Source organism: Aeromonas sp. Prich7-2 (assembly GCF_017939255.1).
Taxonomy (GTDB): domain Bacteria; phylum Pseudomonadota; class Gammaproteobacteria; order Enterobacterales; family Aeromonadaceae; genus Aeromonas; species Aeromonas caviae.
In genome coordinates, this window is the sequence record NZ_JAGKRI010000024.1 from 1 (window position 1) to 15,650 (window position 15,650).

At 63.6% G+C, this 15,650-nt stretch carries 14 protein-coding genes and 1 rRNA gene; 5 read left to right on the forward strand and 10 right to left on the reverse strand.

Annotated features, from left to right (window positions below; translation table 11 throughout):
- From J9892_RS05615 to clcA, 4 genes are all read right to left on the reverse strand, one after another.
- Positions 1 to 90: ribosomal RNA gene (locus J9892_RS05615) — 16S ribosomal RNA — on the reverse strand; the annotation flags it as partial.
- 492 nt (positions 91 to 582) lie between these two features.
- Positions 583 to 933: an iron-sulfur cluster insertion protein ErpA gene (gene erpA, locus J9892_RS05620; RefSeq protein WP_010675554.1), complete on the reverse strand. Its 351-nt coding sequence runs from the start codon at positions 931 to 933 to the stop codon at positions 583 to 585.
- 89 nt (positions 934 to 1,022) lie between these two features.
- Entirely contained in the window at positions 1,023 to 1,715 is a 693-nt protein-coding gene (locus tag J9892_RS05625) for a DUF6776 family protein (protein WP_041211107.1), read from the reverse strand.
- 87 nt (positions 1,716 to 1,802) lie between these two features.
- Entirely contained in the window at positions 1,803 to 3,197 is a 1,395-nt protein-coding gene (gene clcA, locus J9892_RS05630) for a H(+)/Cl(-) exchange transporter ClcA (protein WP_161470249.1), read from the reverse strand.
- A 209-nt stretch (positions 3,198 to 3,406) separates the two neighbouring features.
- Between clcA and hemL the strand changes: the two genes are divergently transcribed.
- Complete coding sequence (gene hemL, locus J9892_RS05635) at positions 3,407 to 4,693, forward strand: glutamate-1-semialdehyde 2,1-aminomutase (RefSeq protein ID WP_161470250.1); 1,287 nt, start codon at positions 3,407 to 3,409, stop codon at positions 4,691 to 4,693.
- 201 nt (positions 4,694 to 4,894) lie between these two features.
- A complete protein-coding gene (locus tag J9892_RS05640) occupies positions 4,895 to 5,707 on the forward strand; it encodes a hypothetical protein (protein WP_161470251.1) in 813 nt (270 codons plus the stop codon).
- A 46-nt stretch (positions 5,708 to 5,753) separates the two neighbouring features.
- Here the strand turns inward: J9892_RS05640 and J9892_RS05645 are convergent, their stop codons facing one another.
- A complete protein-coding gene (locus J9892_RS05645) occupies positions 5,754 to 6,656 on the reverse strand; it encodes a sulfite exporter TauE/SafE family protein (protein ID WP_052815229.1) in 903 nt (300 codons plus the stop codon).
- A 259-nt stretch (positions 6,657 to 6,915) separates the two neighbouring features.
- Positions 6,916 to 7,599 (reverse strand): phosphatase PAP2 family protein, encoded by a 684-nt coding sequence (locus J9892_RS05650; protein WP_010675560.1) that lies wholly within the window; start codon positions 7,597 to 7,599, stop codon positions 6,916 to 6,918.
- A 202-nt stretch (positions 7,600 to 7,801) separates the two neighbouring features.
- Between J9892_RS05650 and J9892_RS05655 the strand changes: the two genes are divergently transcribed.
- Positions 7,802 to 8,317 (forward strand): DUF2937 family protein, encoded by a 516-nt coding sequence (locus tag J9892_RS05655; protein ID WP_182956925.1) that lies wholly within the window; start codon positions 7,802 to 7,804, stop codon positions 8,315 to 8,317.
- 42 nt (positions 8,318 to 8,359) lie between these two features.
- On the opposite strand, the gene J9892_RS05660 is transcribed toward J9892_RS05655, so the two are convergent.
- Complete coding sequence (locus J9892_RS05660) at positions 8,360 to 9,241, reverse strand: LysR family transcriptional regulator (RefSeq protein ID WP_182956920.1); 882 nt, start codon at positions 9,239 to 9,241, stop codon at positions 8,360 to 8,362.
- 157 nt (positions 9,242 to 9,398) lie between these two features.
- On the opposite strand from J9892_RS05660, the gene J9892_RS05665 reads away from it, so the two are divergent.
- Positions 9,399 to 9,791, forward strand: coding sequence for an SMR family transporter (locus J9892_RS05665; RefSeq protein ID WP_042016295.1), 393 nt, complete (start codon positions 9,399 to 9,401; stop codon positions 9,789 to 9,791).
- Complete coding sequence (locus J9892_RS05670; RefSeq protein ID WP_042016297.1) at positions 9,779 to 10,099, forward strand: SMR family transporter; 321 nt, start codon at positions 9,779 to 9,781, stop codon at positions 10,097 to 10,099. Before J9892_RS05665 ends, J9892_RS05670 begins: the two co-directional genes overlap by 13 nt.
- A gap of 89 nt (positions 10,100 to 10,188) precedes the next feature.
- Here J9892_RS05670 and J9892_RS05675 read toward each other — a convergent pair whose 3' ends face one another.
- From J9892_RS05675 to hrpB, 3 genes are all read right to left on the reverse strand, one after another.
- Positions 10,189 to 10,590: a VOC family protein gene (locus tag J9892_RS05675; protein WP_010675565.1), complete on the reverse strand. Its 402-nt coding sequence runs from the start codon at positions 10,588 to 10,590 to the stop codon at positions 10,189 to 10,191.
- Between the two features lie 42 nt (positions 10,591 to 10,632).
- Complete coding sequence (gene mrcB / locus J9892_RS05680) at positions 10,633 to 12,954, reverse strand: penicillin-binding protein 1B (RefSeq protein ID WP_010675566.1); 2,322 nt, start codon at positions 12,952 to 12,954, stop codon at positions 10,633 to 10,635.
- A 122-nt stretch (positions 12,955 to 13,076) separates the two neighbouring features.
- Positions 13,077 to 15,530 (reverse strand): ATP-dependent helicase HrpB, encoded by a 2,454-nt coding sequence (gene hrpB / locus J9892_RS05685; protein WP_210538054.1) that lies wholly within the window; start codon positions 15,528 to 15,530, stop codon positions 13,077 to 13,079.
- Positions 15,531 to 15,650 lie beyond the last annotated feature (120 nt).

A 15,650-nucleotide genomic window follows, 5' to 3' on the forward strand; every position in this document is an offset into this window, starting at 1 on the left:
TAGCAAGCTACTTTCCCGCTGCCGCTCGACTTGCATGTGTTAGGCCTGCCGCCAGCGTTCAATCTGAGCCATGATCAAACTCTTCAATTTAAGTTTGGTTGCTTCGAAAAGCGGCTCAATGAATTGCTGAATTAACTGCTGCAACTAAAAGTTGCTTTGGTCACTTCATCAGACATTGAAAATCAAAAATTGTTTTTTGATGCTCGATGCTGTGAGTGCCCACACAGATTGCTTGATTCAAATTGTTAAAGAGCAGGGTCTGAAACTATAACCCTCACCAGCTTGCTTTGCAAGGTGGACCATACACGCACTGCGCCGTGCTGATGGAGGCGCATTATAGGGATATGATTCTCGCTGACAAGCGAAAACTACGTGTTTATTTGAAAAAGACGTTCAGGTGTTTAATCAACAACCAATCAGACTAAAAAGCCGTCAACGATTCATCTAAATGAGCCCGCACACCTTCTCTATCACTACCAATCGGTACCCGTTTTCGCCACATCAAGATCTACATGCCAGCCACGCCAGGCATACAAAAATGAAAAGGGCCCCTCGGGGCCCTTCATATCACGCTGCTATAGATCAGATGGAGAAACTTGAACCGCAACCGCAGGTCGTCGTGGCGTTGGGGTTGGTCACGGTGAAACGGGAACCTTCCAGGCCTTCGGTGTAATCCACGCTGCCGCCGACCAGGTATTGCAGGCTCATGGGATCGATCACCATGGTGACGCCGCTCTTCTCGACCACGGTATCGCCATCATTGATTTTCTCGTCAAACGTGAAACCGTACTGGAAACCGGAGCAGCCCCCCCCAGTGATGTAGACCCGCAACTTGAGTTCGGGATTCTCTTCTTCGGTGATCAAGGTCTTTACCTTGTTGGCTGCCGCATCCGTCATCTGGATGGGCAAGGGGGCTTCTGCTACTGCACTCATTGCTGACCTCACAACCGTTACATCCACAAACATGGAAACCGCGAAATTATCCAATACCCGACCATTTAGTTCAAGTATTCACCACTCTCTTACTGTGCTGCCGGCAAGGGGACTGGTTGAGCGACCAGAGGCTTGAGCACCTCGTTCCACTCGGCCACCAGCTCCTGGGCCGGTTGCCGACCCTCCTTCGGGATGAGGATTCTCACCCTGTCCGGGATGAAGCCTGAGGGAAGCTGCCAATTGCCCTCCAAGAGCTGGAAGTATCGCAACGCGTAGCGTCCCTCCCCCACCTTCATGCCAAGATCCCGGCCACTGAGGATCCTGGGCTTGTCAGCCAGACTGCCTTCGAGCCGGATCTGCACCTGTCCCCGAAACAGCTCCCGCTTCTTGGCGGGTTGAGTGAGCGCCAGACGATAGTGGTAGCGACCCGGCACACTCGTCTCCTGCAATGTCAGATTGTCGATGGATACCCCCACCTGTTCGCCGGTGGGACGCATGATGCGCTCGAAGAAGGCCAGCTGGCGTTTCTGCTCCTGTACCTGAGCTTCCTGATCCTTGAGCGTCTGCTGAAGTTGCTCGAAGGCGGCCTTCTGGGTCGCCAGCAGGGTCTCCCTGACGCCGAGATCCGTCTTCAGTTGTGCAATGGCCTTGCTCTGACGCTCCAACGTCTCTTGCTGCACCGTCATCAGGCTGCTCTGAGCCAGCTCCTGTCTGTTCCCGACGACATAACCGATACATGCCCCCACGGCCAGCACCACCAATAACTTCACGATTTGGGACATAAGGCCTCTTCTATATGCCGACATCAACACGGCCGGTTTCTTTTCACTATACGCGACCATGCCGGATTGATACGGATAAACAAAGAGTTAACCGGTCGCGATGCTGCTTTCACCCCGGTTTTGACGCGCAGCAAGCCGTAAAGTTCGCTCCAGGATCTGGGAATAGATAGGGCGCCCCCCCAACCACTGCGCCACCAGGGTTGCCCCTATGGTGGTGATCATCATGGGCAAGATCAGCTGATAGTTGTCTGTCATCTCTGTCACCAGCACGATGCCTGTAATGGGGGCACGCACGGTGGCGGCGAAGAGCGCCCCCATGCCGGCGATGGCAAAGGCACCCGGTTCGATGCCGAGATCGGGAAATGCAGAGTGGAACAGGTGACCAAAGATCACCCCGAACAGGGTGCCCAGCGCCAGGGTCGGCGCAAAGACACCACCAGGGGCCCCCGAGCAAAAGCAGATGAGGGTACCCATCAGTCGCACCGAGAAGATGATGAAGAGCGTCGCCATCGCATAGTCTCCCCCCGTCAGATGCGGGATGAGCTCGATTCCCCCTCCCGTGACCGAAGGGGCGAACAGCGACAGCATGCCAAAGGTTCCAGCCACCCCCATGCCGATGATGACGAAGCGGTGGCGCTTGTTCTGATGCAATGCCAGGTAACCATCCTGACAGGCGAGCACCAGCTTGTTGAAGACGAACCCCAGCACACCAAAGCAGCCCCCCATGAAGAGAAACAGCCAGAGCGCCTTCAAGGCCGGAGCGTCGTAATGAGGCAGCATGATGACGGGGGATTGCCCTTTCATGTTCTGCAGCATCAGGGTCGCCATGACGGCCGAAATCCCGACCGCCTTGATGGCGAGGAAGGAGTAGCGAAATTGCGGTCGCATCTCTTCCATGACAAACAGTATCCCTGCCAGCGGGGCATTGAAGGCCGCGGCGAGACCACCCGCCGCACCGGCAGCCAGCAGGGCATGGCCATGCTCCTTGGGCAACCGGAAGATATCCGCCACCATCTTGCCGAGGTTGCCCCCTATCTGCACCGAGGGCCCCTCCCGCCCCAGAACCATGCCGGAACTCAGGGTACAGACCCCGCCAAAAAACTTCACCGGCAACACCCGCCACCAGCGTACCGGGCGCAGGTCGTCCATGGCCCCTTCAATTTCCGGGATACCGGATCCCCCCGCCTCGGGGGCAAAGGCATGAGTGAGGAAATAGCCAACCAACCCCAGCAGGGCGCTGAAACCAAAGCCGAGCAGGCCAAGCTGCCACCAGGGGCGATCGGCCAGCAAGTCGACACGCTGCTGGGCCAGCCAGTGAACGCAAGACTCGAACAGTCCGCACACCAGGCCTGCCAGCAGGCCGACCAGGGCCGCCAGCAGGAGCACCAGCAGCGGCATCTTGTCCCGCCGTATCAGGCGCTGCAAGACTGGAGGACGACGCAGCGAGGCCGCGTCGGCGGAAGGAATGGCTTGTTGCTCCATGGATAATCACGCTCATCTAACGAGGACCAGACACACCTCGGCCTCGGCTGCCCAGCTCTGGGCCTTTCTGCTATAGTCGGCCCGTTTCATGTATCACGGGCGAGAGTCCGGGGCGAGAGCGCAAAGCATACTCCTCCCGCCATCCCCTGCCGAGCCGCAATCGGCAGCCTGCGCCCGGGTAACGACCAAAATCCCATTAAGGATGATCCATGTCAAAATCAGATCAGCTGTTTGAACAGGCCCGCCAGACCATTCCCGGTGGCGTCAACTCACCGGTCCGCGCCTTCAACGGGGTCGGCGGCACACCCCGCTTCATCGATCACGCCGATGGCGCCTACCTCTATGACGTGGACGGCCAGGCCTATGTGGATTACATCGGTTCCTGGGGCCCCATGCTGCTCGGCCACAACCACCCGGCCATCAAGGCCGCGGTCATCAAGGCGGTGGAGAAAGGACTGAGCTACGGTGCCCCGACCGAGATCGAAGTGCTGATGGCCGAGAAGGTGCGCCAGATCGTCCCCTCCATGGAGCAGGTGCGGATGGTCAACTCAGGCACCGAGGCGACCATGAGCGCCATCCGGCTGGCCCGCGGTTACACCGGCCGCGACAAGATCGTCAAGTTTGAAGGCTGCTACCACGGCCACGCCGACTCCCTGCTGGTCAAGGCCGGCTCCGGCGCCCTGACCCTGGGTCAGCCCAACAGCCCGGGCGTACCGGCCGATTTCGCCAAACACACGCTCACCTGTATCTTTAACGATCTGGACTCGGTGCGCGAAGCCTTCACCCAGTACGGCAGCGAGATCGCCTGCATCATCGTCGAGCCGGTAGCCGGCAACATGAACTGCATCCCGCCGGTGCCAGGCTTCCTGGAAGGGCTGCGCGCCATTTGTGACGAGTTCGGCGCCCTGCTGATCCTGGACGAGGTGATGACCGGCTTCCGCGTCTCCCTGCGTGGCGCCCAGGGCCACTACAACATCGACCCGGATCTCACCACCCTCGGCAAGATCATCGGTGCCGGCATGCCGGTCGGCGCCTTCGGCGGCAAGAAGAAGGTGATGCAGCACATCGCCCCGACCGGCCCCGTCTATCAGGCTGGTACCCTCTCCGGCAACCCGGTGGCCATGGCCGCCGGCCTCACCATGCTGGACCTGCTGCTGGAGCCGGGCCTCTATGAGCAGCTGAGCGCCAAGACCGCCCGTGTCGCCGAAGGGCTGAAAGCGGCCGCCGCCAGGCACGGCATCCCGCTTGCCATCAACTACGTCGGCGGCATGTTCGGCTTCTTCTTCACCGACGAGCCCGAGATCACCCGCTACGAGCAGGTGACCCGCTGCGACATGGAACGCTTCAAGCGCTTCTATCACCTGATGCTGGAGGAGGGTGTCTATCTGGCACCGAGCGCCTACGAGGCGGGCTTCCTGTCGCTGGCGCACGGCGACAAGGAGATCGAACACACTCTGGCGGCCGCCGAGCGCAGCTTCGCCAAGCTGGCTGGCTGACAAGCCGCAAGATGTGCAGAGGGCCCCGATGGGGCCCTTTTTTTGTTTGCTCGTCCCGACAAGGCACCATAGTGGTGCATCCTTAAGTCCCTCACCGGAACCTTGCCACCTGCTGGTGCGCCGCGCCGTACACGGGCTGTCATAAATCGGGCCCACAATTTGCAGGTCCCTGTTTCAGGAGCCCATTGGACCGAGGTGTATATGGCAGAGATGAGCCCCATCGATGTGCTGCGGCGCTATCAGGAGTACGAAACCGAGCTGGCCCCCCTGCTGTTGGGGCTGCTCACCCTCCCCGAGGCGTCTCTCAAGACCTATGCCTTCGTCGAGGAGGTGAAGAGCCTGGCCCCCCAGATCAGGCCAGCCATACTGGCGCCCGTTCCGGCGGCCCAGGGGCAGCTGCGCCTGCTGGTGCAGGGCCATGGCCGGGAGCTGGAGGTCAACCTGCACCAGCTGATCGCCTGGCTGATGGGGGACAGGGAGCGGCGGCGCGCCATTCCCTGGTTCAGGGCCGTCTACGTCGTCCTGAGTCTGGCCCTGTTTCTCATCGTCGGCACCCTCATCTGGCACGGGCTGGAACAGCTCTATCTGCTCCTGTGCGGCACCCAGCAGAACCGGCTCGGCGCCTTCAGCGCCATCATCTTCCTCACGCTCGCGCTGGCGGTGTTCGATCTCGGCAAGACCATCCTCGAAGAGGAGGTGCTGCTGCATAAGGACATCTTCCGCCACAGCGCCATCCGGCGCACCATTACCCGCTTTATCGCCGCCATCCTGATCGCGGTCTCCATCGAGGGGTTGCTGCTGCTGTTCAAGGGATCCCTCGGCCAGAGCGAACTGCTCTGGCCTGCGGTGGGGGTGATGGGGTGCGCCGTGGGGTTGCTGCTGGCGCTGGGGCTCTATGTGTTTCTCGGTGCCAGGGCGGAAGCCGCACTGGTCGCCTCCAGCCAGCAGACTGCCCACTCGGAGGGGGCTGCCAGAGGCATCAGAAGACGCGCCAGGACCGGGCGAGCGGGATGACATACCAACGCGGGGTGCCCGTGCAGGCGGGCCTCGCCGACGCCAGCTAGCTCGTCGCCTCTGCCAGCGCGGGCGCTGGCTGTCGCCGCGCCGCCCGCCAGGAGGCGTACATGGTCCAGGAGGTATAGATGACGATGAAGGCCACCAGCCATTTGAGCATCTCCATCTCCATGGATTTGACCAGCATGGCCGCCAGCACCACGCCGATGGGGCCGAAGATGGCCACCGCCAGCACGGCCCGCGCATCGAAAGCCCCCTTGCGAATGAAGGTCCCCGCCGAGAAGACGCTGAGCACGGCGGTGGATCCCATCATGATGGGGAAGGCCACCAGCGGGTTCATGCCGAGCAGATAGACCAGGGTCATGCAGGGGGCGAACAGGCCGATACCGACGTTCATCAGGGCTCCGAACAGGAAGTTGCCGGCAAGGGCGATCCCCAGCTTGTAACCGCTCAGCCCCATGGCCTCGCCACCGAGGGGGAAGAGCCCGAGCAGACCGGCAAAGATGAGACCGGCAACCACCAGCAGGGAGACCGCCATTACCAGCCGGATGGTCTGGCGATCAAAGGAGGCCACGTAACGGGCGCCCCAGGCCGCACCGGCCGCCGCAGCCGCCATCATGCTGATGAGGGTGACGGGATCCACGTTGACCACGCCGATGAAGATGAGAGCCTGGGTCACGGTCGGCAGCACGCACTGGCCGTTGAGGGTACCGGGCAGCAGCCGATCATCGATCAGCCTGAACTGCTTGTAGCAGGCGGTCTTCACCGCAAAACTCCCCACCCCCAGAGTATCGAGAAAATTGGCCACAAAACCGATGGCCGCCACCGGCCAGAAAGGGGTAGCTTCGAGCTGGCCATGACGCCGTTTGTGCCACCAGGCACGGACCAGCATAAAGAGAAAGACCAGGGCACAACCGATAAACAAGAGACGCAGAAAAGTGACAAGCATGGGGAGACCTCCAACAACGGGCGGCGATTCTAAGGCAGCGGAGGGAAAAAATCCTGGCCAGGATCATGAGACGACGGGTGCAAACGTTTGGCCGCGACTATTTTGGCTGGCAGAACCCGAATGGGGCTATCCATACTGGTTGGGAGGGCGACAGCCCGGGCTCATCGGGCGTAGTCCTGGTCATTTCGCGACGACCACAGCACCGGTGAGGCGTAAACGAAAGAAGGCGGGGTGACCCGCCTTCTTTTTTCATTCTCCGTCAGGCAATCCAGCGTGGCAGCCGGGGAGCCAGGCGGTCGATCAGGCGATCCGACACGGGAGTGAGCAACAGCAGCGGCAGGCAGATCAGGGAGAGGCAAAGAGCGCCCACATAGACGTCCGTCATCCAGTGCGCACCAGCCAGGATGCGGGGCGCCGAAAACAGGGGCACCATCACCACCGCAACTACCCCGGCCCAGCGCGGCAGATAGCGCAGGGCAAAACCGGCGAAGATCATCAGGAAGAGGGCGTGATCACCGGGGAAGCTGTCACCGGCGGAGTCCTTGGTGGGAATCGCACTGATCTCGGTCAGGCGCAGTGCCCCGTCCACCATCAAGGTGGGGCTGGGACGGCTGACCGGCAACAGATGCCCGAGCTGATTGATCACCAGAGCCCCCAACAGCATCACGACCCCCATGGCCACCAGACGACGGCGCTCCTGCCCGTCGGCACGGAAGAAGCAACTGGCGAGGATCCCGCCCATGCAGGCCAGCGCGGCCAGATCGAACAAGCGGTTGTTGGTGATGGCCACCAGATCGGCCCAACGGGGGGAGTGGCCAATCCAGCCATTGACCAGCTGGAAGAGGGCGAGATCCCACCCATCCCAGGGGCCGTGCTCAGGCAGGGCGCCCCAACTGAAGGCGATGAGGCCCCCGGCCAGATAGAAAGGAATGAACTTGCTCATGCCGACGTGTCCTTCGAAAAACGCTCATTCTAGGCCAGCCGCAAGATGACTTGCATCACAAAAGTGTAAGAATTCGTGTAACAAAGGTATTCCATCGGATCTTATTTTGGCACCGCCGACCAGGTGGGCAAGCGCGCCCCCTCCTTGGCTCACCCACCGGTTGCGGCTAGTATGGGCGCTCCCTTCGTTCAGGATGATGATGATGCGCAGCTACCTTCGCATGATGTTGTTTGCCCTCGGTTTGCTGGCAGGTATACAGATCCCCGGGCTGGTCGATCTCTACTTCCAGCGGCTGGATGCCCGGCTGCAGCAGGCAGGTCTGGCGCTGGCCCCCTTCCAGCGCACGGCGGACCAGCACTTCAATGGCGATCTGCAGGCGCTGGTCGCCCATTACGGTGCCAGCCAGGATCCCGTCTTCACCCAGGATGCCACCAGCCTCCAGCAACTGGTGAACCAGCAGCAGCACCTTCAGGGGGAGATCGCCGTGCGGGAGAGCCCCTGGTACCAGCAGCTCTCCCACCTGTTGCTGCGCGCCGATCCCGCCCTCTGGCAGGATACCCTGCACAACTACGGCTATGTGGTCCCCCTCAAACAGGCCGCCATTTTCTGCGGCGTGGCGGCGGGTCTGCTGGCCTCCCTGGCGGGGGATCTGCTGCTCGGCCTCCTGCTGCTGCCATTTCGCTCCCGCCAGCGCGTCCCCCGTCACGGCCTGCGCTGATCCCCTCTCACTGCCAACCGGGGGGCCCGCCCCGGTTGGCGGCTACTCGAAGGGTTCGAGATAGGCTTCTATGGCCTTCTTCAGCCAAGCCAGCACCTTTCCGTGATGGGCGTTCTCCGACAGATAGACTCCGTAATCGCGCCACTGCAGGCTGAACTTGTGCTTCAGGGTCAGCAGCTCTCCCAGGCGCAGCTGGCTCTGGATGAGGGGTGAAGGCAGCACCGCCCAACCCAAACCATCCAGCACCGCATCCCGCATCAGCTCGAAACTCGACAACCCGATATGCTGCCCTCCGATGGGCAGCAGGCTCTTGACCGAAAACGCGTCCACATAAGAGAGAGTGACCTGGGTGTGATCGGTCAGATCCTGCTGCAACACCCGCTTCAGCCCAGCCAGCGGGTGGCTTGGCGCGACCACCATCAGGGTGCGGATCGGGTTGAGCACGTCGATGCAAAGACCGCTGCGCTCCTGTTCCTCGGTGATGAGGCCGAAGGCGGCATCCACGAACCCCTCTTCCACCAGGGCCGGCAGCTCCGGCGGTGAGGCCAGCACCAGGGAGATGCTGGTGCCCGGAAACTGGCGACGCAGCGCCCCCAGCATCTCGCGCCATACCACCTCGGGAATGGCGTCGTCCCGGGCTACCCGCAGCGCCACCTCGGCACCGGAGGCATGGTGCTCGCACTTGAGCTTCAGGCTGTTGGCGGCCTGCAACAGCCGCCGACAGTCGTCCAGCACTTGCTCGCCGATTTCGGTCAGCCGGCTCTGATTCGCCCCTCGTTCGAAAAGTTCGACGCCAAGCTCCACCTCCAGGGTTGCTATCGCCGAGCTCACGGCGCTGCGACTCTTGCCAAGTCGTCTGGCGGAATTGGCTATCGAACCACTGTCTGCTGTTTCTACAAAGAGTTGTATCTGATTTAGCTTCATGACTTCAAACTGGCGGCAGATTATTCCATCACCACCTTATCCCCTGGTCCGCCCCCAAGGCAAACAGGCAGCGACAGCTTTCTCGACGCTCAGCGATAACCTTGCCCGTTTCGGGTGCCGTTATCCTCTCTTCGTCGCAGCAACAGAAGGAAACTGCATGTCATCCCGTCCCCTGCTTTTGGCCCGCCTCTTCCTGACGGGGGCCATCCTGACCGAGGTCGCCGGCACCTCCTCCATGGCCCTGATCCCAAAGAGCGAGAGCGGCTGGATCCACTATCTGCCGATGTGGCTCCTCATCACCCTCTCCTACCTGCTGCTCGCCAAGGCCGCCAGGACAATCTCCATTGGTATCGCGTTTGCGCTGTGGGAAGGGCTGGGGATCGCCCTCATCACCGCCGTCTCCGTCCTGTTCCTCGGCTACGAGCTGAGCATCCAGGAGTGGATCGGACTGGCGCTGGCCATAGTGGGGATTGTCATGGTGACCCTGGGCGAGACCCATGATGTACCAGCCCCCACCCGCCAGAGGAGGGAAGCCCCATGCACCCGTTGATCATCGTACTGGGCGCCGCCCTGCTGGATATCGGCGCCAACATGGCGATCAACCGCTCCATCGGTTTTCGCGACAAGGGGTGGGGCGTCCTCGGCATTCTGCTGGTGCTCTGTGCCTTCACGCTGCTCAGCGAGGCGGTCAGTACCGGCAAGATCGATCTGGCCGTGGCCTATGCCACCTGGGGCGCCATCGGCATCCTGGGCACCGCCCTCGGGGGCCTGCTGCTGTTCGGCGAGCGCCTCAGACCCGTCGGCTGGCTCGGCATGATGGTGATGGCGGTGGCGGTCGCCCTGCTGACCACAGCATGATCCCCTCTCCAACCCCATGAAAAAAGCCGCCCTGTTCCCAGGGCGGCCTTTTCATGGTCAAACCGATCACCCAGATTGCAGCAGGCAGCCTAACGCGCTGCCTCGTACAGCTCCAGCGGCAGGCCGTCGGGGTCGGCGAAGAAGGTAAAGCGCTTGCCGGTCAGCTCGTCCACCCGCACCGGCTCCACTTCCACCCCGTGCTGCTCCAGGTGGGCGATGACCCGGTCGAGATCCGCCACCCGAAACGCCAGGTGGCGCAACCCGCACGCCTCCGGCCGGGAGGGGCGCGGCGGCGGCGCCGGGAAGCTGAACAGCTCCAGCTGGCTGCCGTCCGGCAGCGCCAGATCCAGCTTCCACGACTGACGCTCGGCCCGCAGGGTCTCGGCAATGATGGGCAACCCCAGCACCTGGTGATAGAAGTGGCGCGAGCGCGGATAGTCGCTGGCGATGATGGCCACGTGATGGATGGCCTCAAACAGGGGATGGGTCATGGCAATCCTTGCAAAACGGGCAGCCTGCGCTGCCCGTCTTCGTCAGTTGAAGAAACCGTTGAACCAGTTGTCCAGGGCATTCGCCGGGTCCGAAACCGGGCTGGCACAGCTCATGGGCTCGGCCAGACCGGCCAGCTTGGCCGGCACCTGGAGACTGCCGGGACAATCGCTGGCCACCCGGGCACCGCTCGAGCGGGAGAAGTTGGCCCAGCTCACCCCTTCGGGCATCTTCAGCCCCAGGCTGTTGACCCCTCGCTGGCTCATGTAGCCGCTGAACAGCTGCAAGGCGCCACTGGCACCGGTCAACCCGGCCGGGGTGTTGTCGTCACGGCCGACCCAGACGCTCACCAGCTCGTTGTTGTCCATCCCGGCAAACCAGGAGTCACGCAGCTCGTTGGTGGTACCGGTCTTGGCGGCCATGGTGGCCCCGGGGAACTTGGCACCGAGCGCCCGGGCCGTCCCCTGGCTCACCGTCTTGGTCATGGCGAACAGGGTCAGCCAGCTTGCCTGGGGATCCGTCACTCGCTTGGCCGCTTCGTCATGCTGGTAGAGCTGGCGCCCCTCGCCATTCACCACGGCCCGGATGGCCGACAGGGGCTGGGTCAACCCCTGGTTGGCAATGGGCAGGTACATCTGGTTCACCTCCATGGGCGAGAGCGCCACCGCCCCCAGCACCAGGGACGGATAGGGCTGGATCTCCTGCTGCACCCCCAGCTTGTGCAGGGTATCCACCACCTTGTCCAGGCCTATCTGCATCCCGAGGTTGACGGTCGGCACGTTGAGGGAGCTGGCGAGCGCCTCCATCAGGGGCACGCTCTGGCGGAACTTGCGGTCGTAATTCTGCGGCGTCCAGATCTGGCCATCCTGGCCGCGAATCCGGATCGGCTGATCTTTAAGCGGCGTGCCCAGGGTCAGGCCGTTGGAGAGGCCGGTCAGGTAGACCGCCGGTTTGACCAGGGAGCCAATCTGACGGCGGGCATCCAGCGCCCGGTTGAAGCCGGCGTAGCGGGGATCCCGTCCCCCCACCATGGCGACCACCTCGCCCTTGTGCCAGTCGGAGACCACCATGGCCGCCTCCAGCTTCTTCTTGCCACGCTGCTTCTCGATGGTGGCCAGACCCGACTCCACCGCCTGCTCGGCGGCGTGCTGGGCGATGGGATCCAGACTGGTGAAGATCTTGAGGCCGGACTGCTTGAGCAGATCCGGGCCGAAGCGGTTCTGGATCTCCCGCTTGAGCAGCCCCATGAAGGCCGGGGTACGGCCATAGCTCATCTGGCCGCGGGCGATGATGCCAAGGGGCTGCTTGCTGGCCAGGTCATACTCGGCCTGGGTCAGGCTGCCGTGATCCGCCAGCAGTTTCAGCACCAGATCCCGGCGCGCCTTGGCCCGGTCGGGGAAGCGCCAGGGATCGTAATAGGAGGGGCCCTTCACCATGCCCACCAGCAGGGCCACCTGATCGATGTCCAGCTCGTTGACCGGAATACCGAAGTAGAAGTAGGAGGCGAGCCCGAAGCCGTAGACCCCCTGGGAGAAGTTCTGCCCCAGATAGACCTCGTTGAGGTAGGCCTCCAGGATCTCGTCCTTGCTGTAGCGGTAGTCGATGAGCACCGCCATGTAGGCTTCCTGCAGTTTGCGCCACAGGCTGCGCTCACGGGTCAGGAAGAAGTTCTTGGCGAGCTGCTGGGTGAGCGTACTGCCCCCCTGCACGGTGCGCCCCGCCAGCAGGTTGGCTGCCATGGCGCGCATGATGGCCACCGGCGAAACGCCGCCGTGCTGGTAGAAGTCCCTGTCTTCCGTGGTGAGCAGCGTCACCAGCAGGCTGTCCGGCACCTCGGAGAGGCGTACCAGCAGGCGGTCTTCCCGATCCTCGGTGTTGAGGCGATCGAGCAGCACCGGGTCCATCTGGGCATAGCCGAGCTGACGCTGGTTCTCCAGGGACTGGATCCCCTCGAGGCGCGCCCCGTTGAAGGTAAGACGCAGGCCACGGGCGCCGTCGGCACCGTCGTGGAACTCGAACGGCCGGCGCACCAGCTCGATGCGGTTGCCGCTCACCGCGTACTCACCCGGGGTATGGGGCTGACGCACCTGCTTGTAGCTCAGCATGTTGAGCTCGCGCAGCATCTGGGTCTGGGAGAGCCGCTGGCTGGGATAGAGCTCCAGCGGGCGGCTGTAGACCATCACCGGCAACTGCCACTTCTCCCCGTCGAAGCGCTCGCGCACCTTGGTGTCGAGATAGATGCCAAACACCACCATGAAGGCCGCCACCACCAGAGAGAGCTTGAAGCCCAGCCAGAACAGGGTGCGCCAGATAGTGCGTTTGGGCGCCGCCTTCTTGGGCGTGCGCTTGCGTCGTTGGGTTGCCATAAATCCTCTTGTCGTTCTCCTCGCCATCCCGCTGATGCGAGCGGCCTGCGATGCCTGTTGTGGAGGGGACTGTGCCACCGCCATCTTGTTCTGGTCGTACCGACCGATCACTGCCCCGTCGGCTACTCCTGCAATCCCATCTTCTTCTTGGTCACCCGGGTCGGCATCGCCTCCAGCGGGTTGTCCGGCCAGTAGTGACGGGGGTAGCGCCCCTTCATCTCTTTTTTCACCTGCTCATAGGATCCCGCCCAGAAGGCGGCGAGATCCGCGGTGATCTGCAAGGGGCGCTGGGCCGGGGAGAGCAGCTCCACCACCAGGGGCACACGGCCATCGGCCACGCATGGGGTGGCGCCCAGCCCGAACATCTCCTGGATGCGCACCGGGATCGCCGGCGCCTGACCCGGCTGGTAGCGGATCCGCACCCGACTGCCGGTCGGTGCGGTGAAGTGGCTCGGCAGCGCCTCGTCCAGCCGCCTTGGCAGGGGCCAGGGCAGAGACTGGCGCAGGATGTCGCTCATGTCGAGCCGCTTCAACTGCTCCAGCCGGGTCATGCCGCTCACCGCCGGCAGCAGCCACTGCTCGAGGTCGGCCAGCAGGCTCTCCTCATCCATGGCGGGCCAGGCTTCGTCGGGCAGCCAGTCGCGGGCGCAGCGCAAGCGGGCCAGCAGTCCCTCGCTACTCTCGTCCCAGGGCAGCACGTGCAGCCCCTTGCGCCGGATGCCTTGCAGCAGGCAGCGCCCCCTCTGTTCATCGGAGAGATCCGTCAGCGGCCGCTGGCCGAGCACCAGCTCGCCGAGCACCTGCTGGCGCTCCGCACGCACCCGTTCCTCCCGATCGTCCCAGTCGAACCACTGGCGCTCGCCGACCAGCTCGGGCAGCTGGCGCACCAGCTCATCCAGCGCCACCGGCTCGGCGATGAAGATGCGGCTGCCGCGCTCGTTCTGACCCATTTCGACGGCCACGATGGCCCCCTGCCCCTGGCAGGGATGTCCTTCTACCAGATCGCAGCTCACCCCGCCACTGAGCTGATAGCGGCTGCCACTGCGCAGCTTGCCGATGCGATCGGGCCAGGCGAGGGCGCACAGCAACCCCAGCCATTGACCCTGCGGGCTGCTTGCCCGCACACCGAGCCGCTCGAACCAGCGGGCCGCCCCCTGGCGCAGGGCGCCCTGACGGCGGTGGAACAGCACGGACAGGCGCTCCGATCCTCGCAGATCTTCTTCCAGCAGCGCCACCAGGAAAGCCGCATCGGCGACAATCCCTGTCAGACCCTCGGATTCCAGCTCCCGGGCCCGCAGCAACATGCGGGCGAGGCGGGGATGGGTGCCGAAGGCCGCCATGGCACGGCCTGCTGGGGTAAGTTGTTGCTCACCCTCCGGGGCCATGGCGCCCAGGGCCACCAGCAACCGCCGGGCGCTGGCCACGGCGGCAGGGGGCGGCATGTCCAGCAGGGGCAGCGCCTCCACCCGGGCCCCCCACTGGGCGGCGTCCATCAGCAGGCCGGTGAGCTCTTGCGTCAGGATGTCGGGGGGACTCTGCTCGGCGAGGCGCTCCTGCACCTCGCTGCTCCAGAGCCGGTAGCAGACGCCGGGGCCAAGCCGCCCTGCCCGCCCCGCCCGCTGGGTGGCGGAGGCTTTGGCGATGGGCCGAGTCTCCAGCCGGGTAACGCCGCTCTTGATATCGAAGGTGGCACGCCGCTCCAGCCCGCTGTCGATGACCACGGAGATCCCCTCGATGGTGAGGGAGGTCTCCGCCACGTTGGTGGTGAGCACCAGCTTGCGACGACCCGCAGGCGCAGGCTCGATGGCCGCTTGCTGGGCCGCGAGGTCAAGACGGCCATAAAGGGGAGCCAGGGTCACATCCCCTGGCAACCGCCCTTCCAGCCACTGTGCCAGCCGCTCTATCTCCCCCTGTCCCGGCAGAAACACCAGGGCACTGCCAGCCTGACTGGCGAGCGCCTCCAGCACCACGGCGCCGACCTGGGGCTCCAACCACTGCTGGCGATTGGCGGGGCGATAGTGGTACTCGATGGGAAAGCCGCGCCCCTCGGAGCGCACCACGGGGGCACCTGGCAGCAGGCGCTCCAGGGCCATGCCATCCAGGGTGGCGGACATCACCAAGAGCTTGAGATCATCGCGCAACCCCTGCTGGCTTTCGATGGCGAAGGCCAGCGCGGTATCGGCGTGCAGGCTGCGCTCGTGGAACTCGTCAAAGATGACGAGCGACACACCGGTGAGCTCAGGATCCTGCTGCAGCATCCGGGTCAGCACCCCTTCGGTCACGATCTCGAGCCGGGTCTGGCTGCTGGTGCGGCTCTCCCCGCGCACTCGCAGGCCGATGCGCTCGCCCACCTTCTCCCCCAGCTGATGCGCGAGGAAGCTCGCGATGTTGCGCGCCGCAAGGCGCCTGGGCTCCAGCATGATGATGCGCCCGGGCAGCCGGTGCTGGCGCACCAGCTCCAGGGGCAGCAGGGTCGATTTGCCCGCGCCGGGGGGCGCCTGCAGGATCACGCTGGCATGGTTGTCGAGGGCTGCAAAGAGTTCAGGCAACACCGGGACGATGGGGAGGGAAGACAAAGCGATGGGCACCTTCTGTGACACTTCTGAAAAGGGGTCCATTCTGCCACAGCCTCCCGGCCATCGTAAGCGCCCCTGCCGGGCAGGGGCAGGAAGCGTCAGGTGCAACACGGCAAGACA

Coding starts and splice junctions, on each gene's coding strand:
- J9892_RS05625 (WP_041211107.1), bottom strand. CDS start 1,715: ATGTCCCAAATCGTGAAGTTATTGGTGGTGCTGGCCGTGGGGGCATGT.
- clcA (WP_161470249.1), bottom strand. CDS start 3,197: ATGGAGCAACAAGCCATTCCTTCCGCCGACGCGGCCTCGCTGCGTCGT.
- J9892_RS05670 (WP_042016297.1), top strand. CDS start 9,779: ATGCACCCGTTGATCATCGTACTGGGCGCCGCCCTGCTGGATATCGGC.
- J9892_RS05640 (WP_161470251.1), top strand. CDS start 4,895: ATGGCAGAGATGAGCCCCATCGATGTGCTGCGGCGCTATCAGGAGTAC.
- J9892_RS05660 (WP_182956920.1), bottom strand. CDS start 9,241: ATGAAGCTAAATCAGATACAACTCTTTGTAGAAACAGCAGACAGTGGT.
- J9892_RS05645 (WP_052815229.1), bottom strand. CDS start 6,656: ATGCTTGTCACTTTTCTGCGTCTCTTGTTTATCGGTTGTGCCCTGGTC.
- erpA (WP_010675554.1), bottom strand. CDS start 933: ATGAGTGCAGTAGCAGAAGCCCCCTTGCCCATCCAGATGACGGATGCG.
- J9892_RS05650 (WP_010675560.1), bottom strand. CDS start 7,599: ATGAGCAAGTTCATTCCTTTCTATCTGGCCGGGGGCCTCATCGCCTTC.
- J9892_RS05655 (WP_182956925.1), top strand. CDS start 7,802: ATGCGCAGCTACCTTCGCATGATGTTGTTTGCCCTCGGTTTGCTGGCA.
- J9892_RS05665 (WP_042016295.1), top strand. CDS start 9,399: ATGTCATCCCGTCCCCTGCTTTTGGCCCGCCTCTTCCTGACGGGGGCC.
- hemL (WP_161470250.1), top strand. CDS start 3,407: ATGTCAAAATCAGATCAGCTGTTTGAACAGGCCCGCCAGACCATTCCC.
- mrcB (WP_010675566.1), bottom strand. CDS start 12,954: ATGGCAACCCAACGACGCAAGCGCACGCCCAAGAAGGCGGCGCCCAAA.
- J9892_RS05675 (WP_010675565.1), bottom strand. CDS start 10,590: ATGACCCATCCCCTGTTTGAGGCCATCCATCACGTGGCCATCATCGCC.